Below are 15,850 nucleotides of genomic sequence, written 5' to 3'. Positions count from 1 at the left end.
TATTGAGTAAATGTCAATTGTAACCTTTGCCCCAATACACCCTGTTAAATAAATTCTTACATTGTATCCATCTTATTAATATTCATCACCTGGTCCAACAGGAACCGGATAGATGGGATTCTCAGGAGACTCAGGTATAACAGGTACTTCCGGCATTAACAATCCTCCGCTGTTTGGCAGTACCAGATTGATGGTACCTGCAGCAGTTGCAGTTAAAGTTTTTCCATAAATATCCGTATAGGTAACCTCCACCAGTAATCCTGTTGCTTTGGTATAGTTAGGTGCTATCCAGGTACCTGTATAGTAGCCGGAAGAAACCTCTCTCATGGTAAAGGTCATAGGTTTGAGGGCACTCTGATCCTGAGCAATTATTCTAAAAGAAGCTGTTCCTCCTGCCAGACTCTTAAAGCTTACCGTCAATACTTCACCGCTCTTTAGGGTTACATTGGAAGAAGGTGTAAGGTCAATTATACCCTGTTCTTTAACAATGTTAACTTTTCCGGCTGCTGTAGCTGTGACCTTATTTCCTGCACTATCCACAAATTCAGCTTCAACTATAAGTCCGCTAATATTTGCCTGAGGAGCAGTCCAGGTTCCTACATAAAAGCCTTCGCTGACTTCCTGCATGGCAACCTGGCTGCCGGACTGTGTTGCAAGGCTGGTAGGAAGCACAACTCTGAAAGCCCCGCTGCCCCCTGGCTCGCTGTGAAAGCTAACGGTCAGCGTCTGTCCGGGTGTAAGGTTTACATCACTTGCAGGCTCCAGTCCGGATATAACCGGTACATCTTTCTTCACAACAACCTTAAGCTGTTTCTCGGTGACATTTCCCACCTGATCGTATGCCTTTAAGGTGAATATATTCTCTCCTGCATATACAATCTTTTCGACATGGAAAGCTCCATCCTGTACCACAGCAATCTCATTGTTAATCTCAAGTTTGCTGAAATGCTGGTCATAGACCGTTCCGGTTATATCTACTACTCTCTCATTTGTTACCAATCCATCTGCCGGTGCAGTAACAAGGAGCTCCGGTGCCAGCTTATCCTTGATTACCTTCTTAGCTGCTGAGGGTTCCGTTTCTTTTCCGTTTAACTCAGAAGTTGCTGTAATGATACTTTCTTCTTCGGTCAGCGGAATTACCTTTTGGAAGGATTTGTTTACCGATGTTACCTGTTCTGTCTTACTGCCATTCACATAAAGATTGACTTTACCATCAGCTGTCACCGTTCCTTCTACCAGAATGGAATCCTGGTTGGTATAGCTGACATCCTCTAAGTTGGTGATAACCGGTGTATCCACGGAGTATTCCATTCTTGCACGAATCATTAAACCACCGTCTACGTCCTCTTCTGCAATAGGTGTAAAGGTATCACCGGAATACAGATAAGAACGGTCAGCATAAGGGCTGTCTTCGTCAATACCGGTACCAGGTGAAGCAGTTCCAACAGCAGTCTGTGAAGTTGCTATAAAGAAATCTCTGTTGGTGGAGAAGCCAAATTCTGATAAATCAATGTAATTCCACTCTCCTCTTACAACATTTACTACCTTGGGTGAAGTATTTAATTTCACCGGATTACCACTGGTATCTGTATCATAAATGGTAATTCCGATCTGATTGCCTCCCGGCGACGGCCAATCAGTCCCCCAGAAAAAGATATTGGCACCTTTAACTTTACCATACTGTGCAGGTGTCACTCTGACAGCCAATCCGTTACCTGTTGCATTCAGCACCAGTGCATTTTCACCTGTTCCGTCGTCATAAACGATTTCTTCCTCATAACCAACAAAGCGTTTAAGAGGTATTGTAACTTCTGCGATTTCATTACCGGTTACCACAGCGCTGACCTCTCCGGGTTCAAAACCATCTGCGATTACCTTTAAGGTATAAGTACCTTCGTAAATATCGGGAATAATAAATTCACCATTTGCATCTGCTGTTACAACTGGAAGCTTTGAATCCTCTTTTACCCTTATAACTGCATTTGCTGCCGGTTCTCCTGAATATCTGTCCGTAACCTTACCCTTTATGATTCCTTTCGGCTTTTCGGTAAGCACAAAATTCTTCTTAACGGTTTGGTCCTCTGTTAAATGTACCTGTGCTTCTGCCGGGTAATATCCGTAGGCTTCTGCTCGTAAAGTCCAGGTGTCTTCTCCTTCGTTTACCGCATGCTTTAGGGTATATCTGCCATCAGCGGGATTGGTTTTAGCGCTTCTTCCAGTTTCCAGTATGGTTACTACCGCATCGGCAGGCAGGCCTGCGGTTACAGAAGCTATGGACTGAACTGAAGCGTCACTTACCGTTTCATATTTCTTGGTAACCGTTGTGTTCTTCTCTTTCAGATTTAATTTGATAGGTTTTACTTCTATTTCTTTCTTCAGAAGACTTAAGCTGTTATCCGGCTCCTTGTATTCCGGTAATTTTATACTGGAGGCTGCTGCATTTGCTGCATTTACCAAAATGTAATCAATATACCAGCCGGCTTTATTAAGAGAGGAGTCCGAAGTCAGCAGGAATCTTATCTTTACGGTTTTTCCTGTATAGGAGGAACCCAGCAGAAGCTCGGTATTCGTCCAGGCTTTTCCATCGCCGGTATAATAACCTCCCGGAGCCAAATCCGTCCAAGCCGACCAATTGTCACCTTCTTTTTTAGAAATCTGGATATATCCCTTGTCGTATTTGTTCTCAAATTCATACCACTGGCCAATCTTTAAGGTGCTGATCTTATCCTCAGGCAACTGGATTTCAGGAGTTTCTATCCAGGAATTACTGCTGTTTAAATAATTGGCTGCAAGTCCGGTAGCCCAAACCTTGGCACCATAAAATCCGGTTCCCGGACCAGAAGCCGGTACACCCCATTCCCAGGAATTATTGGTACCGCCGGTTAAGAAACCTCCGTTATTGTTTTCGAAGTCCTCATAATAAACATAGTCGCCCAGCGATTCTACTTCAAGGGTCAAGGGCAGTGACAACCCACTTTCATTCCCAGCAAAGTCAAAAGCAGAAACTTTGTAATAATAGGTTCTGTGAGCCTCGATGCTGTTGTCTCCATAGGAATTTGCAGCAGTTTCTGCCAATAGTGCATATGCTCCGTCAAGGGAATCCGAACGGTAGACACGGTAACCAGCTGTATCAGTATCTGACACGGCAGACCAGTTTATGGCGGCGGTATTAAGGATTACACTGCCGGTTAAATTTGCAGGTACTGAAGGCGCGGTGCTGTCCGTAGCGACAAACTTTGCATCCTCCAGATACCAGCCGACCTTTGAAACACTTGTATCTGAAACCAGACGGAAAGCAATGTATACGGGAACAGAAGAACCTATATATTCGCTTAAGTTTATGGTCAGCTTGCTCCAGCTGGTCTTTGTGCCTGTTATAACAGGTCCTACCTGATTCCAGGTCTCCCCAAGGTCAGCGGATACATATACAAAACCCTTATCATAATTATTTTCAATATCATACCATTGATTTACTTCAAACTGAGCAAATTTAAGGGTAGTATCCCTAAGATCCAGGGGTACGGACACTAATACACTGTCTCCGCTGTTGGAATAATTGCCTTTTAGGTTCGTTCCTATGAGTTTCGTACCGCTTAAAGCTGTCGGTCCAACTCCTGCTGCCGGTTCGCCCCATTGCCAGTCACCTTCAAAGAGCCAGCCGGAAGGATAATTTTCAAAATCCGTACTGTAGCTGTCAGGAACTGCACCGAATTTGACCTCAACTGAATATTCACCTGTTGCCACTGTATTTCCGTCATAATCCCTGGCCTTTAGCTTATAGACAAACCCCGGCTGTGCTACCAGGTCATCCGGGATAGTACCGGTATATACTCCGGATTTATAATTTCCTGAGGTCCTGGTAAGGGGCAGGGTAATCCAGTAGGATTTTCCGCTTTGTTTTACCAGAAGTTCTGTGTCGATAACAGATACATCATCTGAAATATCAGCCTGTATCTGGATACCGGCACCGGAATAGGTCTCTGTGATTACCTGGTTGTGAAGGATTACAGGATTTTCAAGGTCTTCTCCTTCAACTGTTACTTTTCCTTCAATAGTACCTGTACCGCCTGCGATTCTTGATACGGCTTCAAAGGCATCAATTAAACCATAGCCGTAGCCATAATTGGGATCTCCGGCGTCATTGGCATCTTCTATGGGAATTGCCGTATCCTTTAACAATTCTTCCACGTCTTCAATGGAAAGAGAGCTATTTGCTGAAAGGATTAAAGCTGCTGTTCCAGATACTGCCGGAGCTGACATACTGGTTCCATCCCAGCCGCCTTCGTAACCGCCCGGTACAGAGGAACGTATATTAACACCGGGAGCGATTACGTCCGGTTTTACATTGTTATATGGACCAGGGCCTCTTCTTGAGAAATCTCCTCTTACGTTATTGATATCCAAAGCTCCAACTGCAAAACTCTCCGGGTAATTAGCAGGTGCACTGACAGAAGACGGCGGTGCTGCTGCATTTCTCTCATTACCGGAAGAAAATACCGGAAGGATTCCAGCTGCCCTCCAGGCAGTTACCATAGGTCTGAACCACTCATCTAAACCGGAGGCTCCGCCCCAGGAATTATTGATGATATCCGGAGCTGCTGCAGGGTCTCCTCCCGGAGCCAGCATCCACTCTGCTGCTGAGAGGATATCATCATCATATCCGCCATCCGGGGTAAAAGCCTTAGCAGTAATCCAGGTGGCACCGGGTGCCGCACCAATCTTATTGCTTCCATCGGGTTCCTGTCCAAGGATTGTACCAAGTACATGGGTACCATGGGGTATGCTGGCTTCATCTACCGGCAAAGTGCTTCCATTAACCGGGTCATACCAGTTTCCTGCTGAAGTTGGGTTTGCGGGATCACTGGGATTATATCCTCTCCATTTTAATTTCAGGGCAGGATGAGTCCAGGTAGCTCCTGTGTCAATGGTTCCAACAACAACGCCGGTTCCATCTACTCCAAGACCCCAAACTTCATCTGCCCTGATTCGCTCGATATTCCATTCTACGCCGTCAGCATTGGCCTGAATTTCGCCAGCTGTTACCTGCGGCTCATCTAATTTAACGATTTTATTTTCGTATATTTTCTCAACTTCACTCATATACGAAATGTTTTCAATTACTTTTTTGGTAGCCTTTACATAAACTGCATTTACAATGTAATAAGGCTTATACTCTGCGACAGTCTTCTTCTTTTCTTCCTGGGTTATGTATTTTAACAATTTCTGCTGTGTATCCTCTGCATTATCCTTTAAAGCACCGATTACTTCTTTTCTTACTTCAAGTTTTGTATTATACGGTGTTAAGGCTGATGACAGTTTTCCCTCAGCGTCCTTTGCTACCCCCATACTGTCTACCTGACTGCTCAGGTATATGATTGCTTCTACAAGTTCCTCATCCGATGCAGAGTCAATGAATCCAGACTCTATCTTATCCATAGACTGGGTATGCAGTTCCTTCTTTAAGGAAGCTACCGGAAGAGAATATTTACTTTCTGCAAGAGCTGTTACCGAATTAAAGGTCATGATAAAAAATAATAACATGGTAACGACCTTTCTTGCTTTTCCCTTAATCATTATTACTACCTCCTTTTACTCATCTTTATCTTTAAAAATAGCTGCTGCTGACCTTGTGCCCCCCCTTTCTACTACCTGGCAGCTGTCTTTAAGACCCCTCAAATATGACACAAAAATCTCTGTTGTAATTCATAAGACAAGCTTTGGTATTATTTAACTTTATATTTATTCGGCGGATTTCTTATTTATGACTGTTTTTTATAAAAAATATTAATATTTTATCTATACAGTATAGAAAAGGTAAGATGTAAGACTATTTATATGATACTGCCCTCATTAAAATGCGTGTTATTGAACTTGACAAAAAACAAACAACCTTTGAAATTAATAAATAAATCAAAGATGCTTCTATGTAATCCATAAATTCCATGGGCGTGTCTGAAAACTGCTTGTGCCGGGTTGAAGGTTCCACTTTGTGGGAGGCAATCACCTCTAAGTTTCGACAATGTATCCTTCTGCACTTTACATTCAATAGTATATCTATTATTATTATATTTTAAGGCATAAAGAGGTACACATTTTTGTGCTTTAAAAGGATACAGGTTAATACAGTCAGAGAAAGGTAGAAGTATGATACAAAAAAGACAGAAGTACAAACAAAAGTTAAACTCCTTTAAGCTATTCAGTTACCTTTTCCTATGCCTTATACTTATGTTTTCTATGCTTAAAAACATAACAGTAAGTGCTATGGAAAATGATAATCTTACAGTATCTTTTATCAATGTCGGACAGGGTGACGGAGCATTACTTGAAAGCAACGGAAAGTACATGTTAATTGATGGTGGCCCTATAATGGCGGGATCTACAGTAACTAATTTTCTTAAATCCAAGAATATTAAAAAGATTGACTATATATTAGCTACCCATCAACATGAAGACCATATTGGCGGACTGATTGATGTAATCAGGAATTTTGAGGTAGGTAATTTAATTATGACAAATACCTCTTACCCAGACCCTTCTTACAATAATTTTATTAATGCTGTAAGGAACAAGAATCTTAAGACGATTACACCTGTTATGGGAAAATCTTTTATGCTTGGGTCAGCTACTGTAACCTTTATGGCTCCCAATGGAAGTGATTACGCAAGCTACAATGACAATTCCATTGTCGTTAAGGTGGTAAATGGTGAGAACTCCTTCCTGTTTACCGGCGATGCAGAAAGTGTATCAGAAAAAGAAATGCTTGATAAAGGATATGATTTAAAATCAGATGTATTAAAGGTGGCACATCACAGTGCGTTGACTTCAACCACTCAGGAATTCTTAAATGCAGTAGATCCTTCTATTTCCGTAATATCCTGTGATGAAAATGCACCAGCAAGATTTCCAAGGATTACCACTTTAAAGAAATTAGAGAATACCGATATCTACCGCACGGATGTCTCAGGCACCATTACTATGGTAAGTGACGGAAAAGAGATAACAGTAGATAAAACACCATATTCCTATGCAGGGGATACCATCGATATATTAACCGGAAAAAGTATCAGAAGTAACACCTCAGAGACAAAGAACTTATCTAATCCAAGTGCTGAAATTCCAGGGAACAGCCTCACAATGCAAAATGAATATGATGATGAAGATTATGAGTTACTGTTAGGTGGAACGTTACCAATCGTATTCAATGCAGATTATGGAGTAAGCTCTTTAGAAAAGATTGAGTATGCTTTAGCACCAGCTGATCTTTTTAATAATGTGGACAATGTAGAATGGGCTCAATTAAATAATAATGAGCTGATTCTAGATGAAGATTTTATGGGTTGTATCTATGTAAAATTTGTGAATAAGCTTGGTAATACAATGATTCGTAAAACTCAGGGATTTACCCTGGATGCAACACCTCCTGAGAACTGTAACGTAGTATCTAATGTTACAGGAATCAATCTTTTGGATACATATGCGCAGGATACTTATTCTAAAAAAGCTTCCGGTCCCGTAACACTGGAATTTAATGCAGATTTCGGTATCAGTGACTATGGTAAGACAGAATATATGCTGGTCCCAAGGGGAAAGGAATTTGACCCGGAACAATCCTGGACAAATGGAAATGCTGTAACAATCAAGAAGGATTTCATAGGAAGTGTATATGTAAGATTTACTGATGGTGCCGGTAATGTAACAACCAAGAAAACCACCGGTTTCAGTTATGTTTCAAAGCAGCCCATTAATACAATGATCACCTCCAAAGCAAAAGACATCAAATTTGTAAATTGGGGTTCTAAGAGTGAAAATACTACCGTAAAGTCCCCCGTGCTCCTTAATTTTACTGCTGATTTTGGAGCCAGCGGTATAGCATCCATTCAGTACATGCTAGAGGATAACGGGCAAAAAGGAAAATGGATTAATGGGAATTCGGTTACAATCAAGAAGGGATTTAATGGCAGAGTCTATGTAAGATTCACAGATAAGAAGGGGAATTATGTAACAAAAAATTCTAATTTATTTAGCGTGAAATAGGAACTTCCTTAAAGCAGCCTATTGACAATTATTTATTTTCGTATTAATATAAATGCAATTGAATATAATCTTCAGGGCAGGGTGTAATTCCCTACCGGTGGTAAAGCCCACGAGCCGCAAGGCATGATTCGGTGTAATTCCGAAGCCGACAGTAAAGTCTGGATGAAAGAAGATGTAGCAGTATCTGCACAGTATATTGTGCTAAGTTGACATTGCCGCTCTGAAATGAATTCTCATTTCAGAGCTTTTTTATTGTAATAATGGCAAGGTCAGGAAAGAAGCCTGCTGAAAAATGCCTTGAATTTTGTGTTCAAGGCATTTTCTTATTTGGAGGTATTCTATGGATGACAGAGAATATATGCTTTATGCATTACAGCTTGCAGAAAAAGGCAAAGGTTTCGTAAATCCAAACCCCATGGTCGGTGCTGTTATCGTTAAGGAGGGGCAGATTATCGGACAGGGCTATCACGAAATATACGGTGGTCTCCATGGAGAACGAAATGCACTTGCAAGCTGTACCCAGTCACCGGTTGGCTCTACGCTGTATGTAACCCTGGAGCCTTGCTGCCATTATGGTAAGACACCTCCCTGTACGGATGCCATCTTACAAAGTGGTATCAAAAAAGTGGTGATTGGCAGCAAAGATCCCAATCCCTTGGTTTCTGGGAAAGGAATTGAACTGCTTCGCAGCCAGGGTGTCGAGTGTCTGGAGGGTATTTTACAAACTGAGTGTGATCGGCTTAATGAAGTTTTCTTTCATTACATACGCACAAAAACACCATATGTGGTAATGAAATATGCAATGACCATGGATGGCAAAACCGCCGCCTATACGGGAAAATCCAAGTGGATTACAGGGGAAGCTGCACGTCTTAGGGTACACGAGGACCGCCACCGTTACCAGGCTGTTATGGCAGGTGTGGGTACGGTTATAGCAGATGACCCTTTGCTTACCTGCCGCTTAGCCAAGGGCAGAAATCCTATAAGAATCATCTGTGATACCAATTTAAGAACACCCCTTCAGTCACAAATTGTAAAAACTGCAAAAGAAGTCCCTACCCTCTTTGCTACCTCCTGTTCAGATATGGAAAAACAGAAAGCTTATACCGATGCTGGCTGCAACCTCCTTACAGTTTCCAGAAAACAAGGACATTTGGATCTAAACGAACTTATGGAACAACTAGGCGAGAGAGAGATTGACAGTATTTTGCTGGAAGGCGGCGGCCTCCTTAACTGGTCAGCCTTACAGAGTAACATCGTCAACAAGGTACAGACTTATATTGCTCCGAAACTCTTAGGAGGTACGAAGGGAAAATCACCCGTTTCAGGAATCGGTATGGCTAGCCCCTCAGAGGCTTATTCTTTAACGAACCCTTCTATTACCTTCCTTGAAGAGGATATTCTCATTGAAAGTGAGGTTCAATATGTTTACCGGAATCATTGAAGAAATTGGTATGCTTAAGGAACTGCGGCAAAGTTCTGAGTCTTTTATTCTCTTTATAGAGGGTAAAATAATCTTTGAAGACCTTCACATCGGAGACAGTATTTCCGTAAACGGTGTATGTCTTACAGCTTCGGCCATCGATAAAAATACTTTTAAGGCAGATGTGATGCCTGAAACTATCCATTGTTCTACTCTTGGAAGTTTGAAGCCAGGAGCTATGGTAAACCTGGAACGGGCAATGCCTGCAAAGGGACGTTTTGGAGGGCATATGGTCTCCGGGCATATTGATGGTATGGGAATCATTAAAGCAATAAGAAAAGACAAAAATGCTCTTTGGTATACTATTTCTACCCAACCTCAACTTTTACGGTACATCGTTGAAAAGGGCTCTATCGCAGTGGATGGCATCAGCTTAACGGTAGTGACGGTTAACCCAGCGGAATTTCAACTGTCTGTCATACCTCACACGGCAAGCTCTACCATTCTTTCTCACAAAAGGATCGGTGATACTGTGAATCTGGAAAACGACCTCGTTGGAAAATACCTTGAAAAGCTATTGTTAAACTCTCCTCCCCAGGATAATCAAAGTAGTATCACAAGGGATTTTTTAAGCAAATATGGCTTTTAAAAGGTAGCTTATTTTATGGCTTATCATTGTATATCAGCAATATGAAATGGAGGTAAATATGTTTCAGTATAACACGATTGAAGAAGCTCTTAAAGCTCTTCGCAAAGGTAAAATAATTCTTGTTACCGACAAGGAAGACCGGGAAAATGAAGGAGACTTTATCTGTTCCGCCGAATTTGCTACACCAGAAAATATTAATTTTATGGCTACCTACGGAAAAGGGCTTATCTGCATGCCCATGAGTGAAGAATTGTGCAAGAAATTAGAATTCCCGCAGATGGTTGAAGATAATAACGACAATCATAGTACTGCCTTTACTGTATCAGTGGATTATGTTAACACCCTTACGGGAATTTCCGCAGTGGAACGTTCCCTCACTGCTATGAAGTGTATAGAGGAAAATGCAAAGCCTGAAGATTTCCGCAGACCCGGACATATGTTTCCTTTACTCGCTAAGCGCAACGGTGTATTGGAACGAGGCGGTCACACAGAAGCAACAGTGGATCTGATGCGCCTGGCAGGATTAAAAGAATGCGGTTTGTGCTGTGAGATCATGCAGGAGGACGGTACTATGATGCGCACCCCTGACCTGATAACCCTTGCAGAGAAATGGGATATGAAATTCATAACCATAGCTGCCTTACAGGAATACCGAAAGAAGCATGACGAACTGGTTGCACAGACCTCTATTAGTGAAATGCCCACCAAATACGGTAATTTTAAAGCATATTGTTATGTGAATAAGTTAAACGGTGAACACCATGTTGCTCTTGTAAAGGGCGATATTGGTACAGGAGAAAATCTTCTTTGCCGTGTTCATTCTGAGTGTCTTACCGGGGATGCCTTTGGTTCCATGCGGTGTGACTGCGGTCAACAGCTGGCTGCTGCCCTTTCACAGATTGAACAGGAAGGCAGAGGTATCCTGCTCTACATGCGCCAGGAGGGCAGAGGTATTGGCCTTGTAAATAAACTGCGGGCATATGCCTTGCAAGACCAGGGACTTGATACCCTGGAAGCCAACCTCGCTCTGGGTTTTGACGGTGATTTGAGGGAGTATTATATTGGTGCACAGATTTTACGAAATCTGGGTGTAAGAACCCTTCGCCTATTGACAAATAATCCAGAAAAGGTATACGGACTCTCCGGCTTTGGCATGGATATAATCGAGAGAGTTCCAATACAAATGTCTGCTAATCCATACGATTCTTTTTACTTAAAAACCAAACAGGAAAAAATGGGTCACATTTTGCATTATGATAATGAAGGAGAATAGAATATGAAAGTATTTGAAGGAAATCTTGTACCCAAACAGATTAAAATTGGAATTGTAGCCGCACGGTTTAATGAATTTATTACTGCCAAACTATTAAGTGGTGCTCTGGACTGCTTAAAGCGTCATGAAGTTGAGGAAACGGATATTGAAATAGCATGGGTTCCCGGGGCTTTTGAAATTCCCCTTATCACCTCCAAAATGGCTGCCTCAGGCAAATATGATGCGGTGATATGCCTTGGTGCGGTTATTCGCGGAAGCACTTCACACTATGACTATGTGTGCAGTGAAGTTTCCAAAGGAATTGCCCAGGTATCCCTGACTAGTGGTATTCCGGTAATGTTTGGCGTGCTGACAACAGAAACTATTGAACAGGCTATCGAAAGGGCCGGTACCAAAGCAGGCAACAAAGGCTTTGACTGTGCAGCCAGTGCAATTGAGATGGTAAATCTAATAAGGACGATACAGGCTTGATGATGAGGATGCTGCCTTTATGAAAAATTTTCTTATGACATCCGGTTCTCTCAAAGAAGTAGCAAAGTTATATGGTGTAACTTATCCGACTGTTCGATTGCGATTAGACAGACTTATTCAGAAAATAACAATAAGTGAGGATACTGCAAATGACCCTTTTATTTCACTAATCAAGAGATTGGCTCTTAATGAAAAAATTGATTTCGATACTGCAAAGATTTTGATTACTGAATATAAAAAAGCCCAGAAGGAGGATACCTGATGCCTATTTTTGTACTCTTGCTGCTTCTGTTTACTTTCTTAATAATTGTTGGAGTTGTATTCTTCGTTATATATTTAATTTACTCAAATACTCAAAAGCGTAAGAAAAGGAATCAACAGCAAGACGAACTTGACCGTATGAAAATCAAAGATTTGTAACCAGATAGTTGAAAAGAAATACAATATACTAAATTCAATTGGAAGGCATACAACCCTGCCAGCCGCTAAAGAGATTACAATACCATATATTCGATAATGTTCCCAGAAGAGGCAATGACAGAATCAATGTAGAGCAGTAAGAAACCGCCTTCCTTTCCTGTATCTGTAATGCACTGCCTGAAAGACATATTGCCTGTTTGTGGCTAAAAACGAACAATTTTTACGGTAATAGCTCGCAAAATTGGTAAGATGCCTTTCAGCTGGTGCATGGAGGAAAGATTACAGACTCATCATAAAGGTATACACTCTATCCATCATTTGCGGTATATTCTCATGTCCGAAGTCCGGATAAATATCCATTTTCTTCTTGGCATTAATTTTATTATATGCTGCAAACTGGGTTGAAGGCGGGCAGACAGAATCCATTAGTCCGACATTCATAAATACTTCGCCCTGAATCCTTTTAACAAGATTCTGCAGATCAATATATCCCAGTTTCCTAAAGATCTCCTCTTCCCTTTCGTGTCTGGGATCAAATTGCCTGAAATAATTCTTAAGCTCTGCATAAGCCTCCTTTGCCAAGTCCATATCCCAGACTCTTTTGTAATCACAAAGAAAGGGATAGACAGGTGCAAGCTTTTTAACGCCCGGTTCCAGTGCAGCACAGGCAAGAGTCAGGGCTCCGCCTTGAGAACCTCCCATTGCGCCTACCCGTGTTTCGTCAACCTCCGGCATGTCCATCACAATTCGGGCCAGCTGCGCTGTATCCAAAAAGATTTGGCGAAACAGTAAATCATCTGCCGACTGGTCCAAACCTCTGATAATATGTCCGTTAAAAGTATTACCTTTTACCCCTCCCACATCCTCGGATTTACCGCCTTGCCCTCTGCAATCCAAGGCAGCAACAGAATACCCCAAAGCCACATAATTAAGTTTGTCATTCCAATCTCCGCTATTCCCAGAGTAACCATGAAATTGCAGGATGGCAGGATGTTTTTCTTCAATGTGCTTGGGACGCAAATATTTAGCATGTACTCTCGCTCCCTTTACTCCTGTAAAAAACAGATCAAAACACTCAGCAAAAGGAACCTGAAATTCAGCCGGTATCAATTCTACTTTGGAATCAGTTGCTTTCATTTCTGCTAGAGCTCTTTCCCAATATTCATCGATATCAGAAGGGCAGGGACTGCTTCCGTTATACTTCTTTAACTCTTCTAAAGACATGTCAATCAATGGCATAATTAATTACTCCTTGTATTTTAATTTTATTTATAAACATGTAGAAATTTCTTTAGAATATATAATCAAAGTCTTATTTCAACTTTCCCGAATCTTTATGTACGATTTTAATAATCTTTAACCCGCTTTGTTAAAAATAATCCGTTAATCGCTATCCTTAATTATATATTCATATTTTTCAAAATACAAGTATGCAGCCACGATATAAATTAATAAATATAGTTCTTTTCAATGATATCCAATGCGATTTCCTTTGCTTTTACTCCTGACTTTTTCCTGACCCTGTTTTTCTATAAATACTGGCTTTACCTGTTTCTTTATAAACATGATATCCTTCACGATCTCGATATGCTTCAAGGAGAACTCCGTTTTTCCTCTAAAAATTTCTGATAATACCTTTACCTGCTCCATAAGAGATATTTAATGAAGAAATTATTTACTTTTAATGTCATCTATCAATTCCCTGATTACCTCCTTAACAAGCTCGGGTTGATCCTTCATGACCATATGTCCGCTTTGTTCAGCAATGACCAACTTGGAATTACTGGACAGCAACAGCATCGCTTCCTGTCCCTCGCGCCAGATCTGTTCTATTTGAGCTGCTGCTTTATCCGTTATCCCAGCTGCTGCATAGTCCGGTGCAAGCCCTCTCGCAATGACCCGTACTGGCAAATCGCCCAAATCTTGTCCACGCAGGATATCTTCCAACGCTGTTGAATATTTTCCTTCCTCTTCAACTGCATGGAAATAATCCGGTGATGCCGTAACATTAATGAACCTGCCCCGTTCCTCCTTCTCAATCATCCCCTCCAAAAGCACATCCTGAAACAGACGAAGTACACCGGAGCTTTTCAACAGGGCTAAAACATCAGCAGAAGGTTTGCTCTGAAACTTCTCTTTTGCATAAATAGATGCGGTACGCTTCTCATCATCCTCCGGTCTTGCATCCACCAGCACTAGCCCAATTACTTCATCTGAATAGGTATTGGCAAACAGACGGGTGTACATTCCACCCAAAGAATGACCGACCAGCACATAGGGGCCAGGAAGCCCTGCCTCCTGTAGTGCATTATGCAGCTCCTTTACAATATTCTCACCGCTTCTTTCACTGTTTGCCTTTTCACTCCAGCCATATCCGCCACGATCATAACTGACAACCGTAAAATCCTCAGACAATTCTTTAGGAATGTCTCCCCAGGATAAACTTGTTTCACCGCTGCCGGCTTCCAGAACAATGGTTACAGGCTGATTTCCTACAGTTTGGATATGCAGGCGATAGCCACCTGCATCTACCAGCTCACCTGGCATCGGATAATTTTTCTTATTAGTCCATGAAGCTATCCCTTCATAAACAAAGCCTGCTACAATAAACACAGTCAATACAAGTAACAGAAAAATACCTCTTCTTATCCATATAAAAGCCCTTGAAGGTTTGTCTTTTATCCTATGCTTTTCTTTCATCACTTTATGTTCTCCTTTTTAACTGATAACTCATCCATATGCTGACTAATCAAATCCTTCATTACCTCAGGTGTCATGTTCTCTGGGCTAAGCATCCTATGGAGGGCTAAGGCATCAAGTAATAATTGAAGCTTCACAGCCTCCTTTTCAAGCTGTATACTCTCCTTCAAAAAACCAGCAGCATATAATTGTCCAAGCAAAGCCACCAAGAGCTGCTGCATGGCTTGATATGTCTCTGTTTTGATTTTCATCAGCTCAGGTTCATGAAGGGATTTTAAGGTCAGTGCCAGCCAGACCTCTGCTTCCAACTCCTGTTCTCCATTCATTGGTACCAGATTCAACAACAATAACTTTGCATTCTGTATATTTAATTCAGGCATTATCTGATTAAACTCCGTCACACGTTGGTTTATATGCTCAACCACCTGCTCCATGGCAAATTTTAACAACTGGCTCTGGGTTTTAAAATTATGCTGTAAGGTCCCTGGTGAAATTCCTGCTTCATTTGCAATCTTGCGTACTGAGGCATTCTCAATCCCTTCACTTTGAATTACTCTCCAGGCAGCTTTTGCGATCCGCGCTTTCTGCAGTTTGCTATCTATTAATTTTGGCATAGAATATTCCTTTCTTATTTAATACATACGTATTATATAATACATTCGTATTAAATTCAAGTATATATCTTATTTAAATACAGGCAAAATTTATGTTTAATAATCGTTTTCATAGCTTGCCATTCGTCAAAAAATAAAAAGAGTGCTTTATAATTCTTCAAATTAGATAGACAAAATATTACTTTTCATAAAGAATAATTGATGAAAACGAAAAAACCCATAAAACAGAAGATCTGTCCTCTGTATTTATGGGTTTGCTCTGAGCT

10 protein-coding genes and 1 riboswitch are annotated in these 15,850 nt (G+C 41.4%); of the genes, 6 read left to right on the top strand and 4 right to left on the bottom strand.

Annotation, left to right across the window (positions count from 1 at the left end; genetic code table 11):
• Nucleotides 1-75: 75 nt before the first annotated feature.
• Nucleotides 76-5,574 (bottom strand): S8 family serine peptidase, encoded by a 5,499-nt coding sequence (locus BR73_RS0111915; RefSeq protein ID WP_033165704.1) that lies wholly within the window; start codon nucleotides 5,572-5,574, stop codon nucleotides 76-78.
• 687 nt (nucleotides 5,575-6,261) lie between these two features.
• Between BR73_RS0111915 and BR73_RS27410 the strand changes: the two genes are divergently transcribed.
• The 6 genes from BR73_RS27410 to BR73_RS0111885 all read left to right on the top strand — a co-directional run bounded on the left by BR73_RS27410 (nucleotide 6,262) and on the right by BR73_RS0111885 (nucleotide 12,112).
• The gene (locus BR73_RS27410) at nucleotides 6,262-8,034 is read left to right on the top strand and encodes an MBL fold metallo-hydrolase (protein WP_197032656.1); all 1,773 of its coding nucleotides are present in this window, start codon (nucleotides 6,262-6,264) and stop codon (nucleotides 8,032-8,034) included.
• Between the two features lie 63 nt (nucleotides 8,035-8,097).
• A riboswitch (FMN riboswitch) is annotated at nucleotides 8,098-8,212 on the top strand.
• A gap of 162 nt (nucleotides 8,213-8,374) precedes the next feature.
• On the top strand, nucleotides 8,375-9,478 hold the full coding sequence (gene ribD, locus BR73_RS0111905) for a bifunctional diaminohydroxyphosphoribosylaminopyrimidine deaminase/5-amino-6-(5-phosphoribosylamino)uracil reductase RibD (protein WP_033165703.1): 1,104 nt from the start codon (nucleotides 8,375-8,377) through the stop codon (nucleotides 9,476-9,478).
• Nucleotides 9,459-10,106: a riboflavin synthase gene (gene ribE / locus BR73_RS0111900; RefSeq protein ID WP_033165702.1), complete on the top strand. Its 648-nt coding sequence runs from the start codon at nucleotides 9,459-9,461 to the stop codon at nucleotides 10,104-10,106. The genes ribD and ribE (BR73_RS0111900) overlap by 20 nt, the downstream gene beginning before the upstream one ends.
• A gap of 58 nt (nucleotides 10,107-10,164) precedes the next feature.
• Nucleotides 10,165-11,379, top strand: coding sequence for a bifunctional 3,4-dihydroxy-2-butanone-4-phosphate synthase/GTP cyclohydrolase II (locus tag BR73_RS0111895; RefSeq protein WP_033165701.1), 1,215 nt, complete (start codon nucleotides 10,165-10,167; stop codon nucleotides 11,377-11,379).
• A 3-nt stretch (nucleotides 11,380-11,382) separates the two neighbouring features.
• The gene (gene ribE / locus BR73_RS0111890; protein ID WP_033165700.1) at nucleotides 11,383-11,850 is read left to right on the top strand and encodes a 6,7-dimethyl-8-ribityllumazine synthase; all 468 of its coding nucleotides are present in this window, start codon (nucleotides 11,383-11,385) and stop codon (nucleotides 11,848-11,850) included.
• A 19-nt stretch (nucleotides 11,851-11,869) separates the two neighbouring features.
• Nucleotides 11,870-12,112, top strand: a complete 243-nt coding sequence (locus tag BR73_RS0111885; protein WP_051685161.1) for a DUF2089 family protein — start codon at nucleotides 11,870-11,872, stop codon at nucleotides 12,110-12,112.
• A 437-nt stretch (nucleotides 12,113-12,549) separates the two neighbouring features.
• On the opposite strand, the gene BR73_RS0111880 is transcribed toward BR73_RS0111885, so the two are convergent.
• The 3 genes from BR73_RS0111880 to BR73_RS0111865 all read right to left on the bottom strand — a co-directional run bounded on the left by BR73_RS0111880 (nucleotide 12,550) and on the right by BR73_RS0111865 (nucleotide 15,584).
• Complete coding sequence (locus BR73_RS0111880) at nucleotides 12,550-13,509, bottom strand: acetylxylan esterase (RefSeq protein WP_033165699.1); 960 nt, start codon at nucleotides 13,507-13,509, stop codon at nucleotides 12,550-12,552.
• Between the two features lie 432 nt (nucleotides 13,510-13,941).
• Nucleotides 13,942-14,970 carry an alpha/beta hydrolase gene (locus BR73_RS0111870; RefSeq protein WP_081848636.1) on the bottom strand — a complete coding sequence of 343 codons (1,029 nt, stop codon included), beginning with the start codon at nucleotides 14,968-14,970 and terminating at the stop codon, nucleotides 13,942-13,944.
• A complete protein-coding gene (locus tag BR73_RS0111865; protein ID WP_033165697.1) occupies nucleotides 14,970-15,584 on the bottom strand; it encodes a TetR/AcrR family transcriptional regulator in 615 nt (204 codons plus the stop codon). Before BR73_RS0111865 ends, BR73_RS0111870 begins: the two co-directional genes overlap by 1 nt.
• Between the last annotated feature and the right edge of the window lie 266 nt (nucleotides 15,585-15,850).

The organism is Clostridium sp. KNHs205 (genome assembly GCF_000702945.1).
Classification (GTDB): domain Bacteria; phylum Bacillota; class Clostridia; order Lachnospirales; family Lachnospiraceae; genus Anaerocolumna.
Note: the sequence above shows the minus strand (reverse complement) of the source record. Positions and strands in the feature narration are given on the sequence as shown.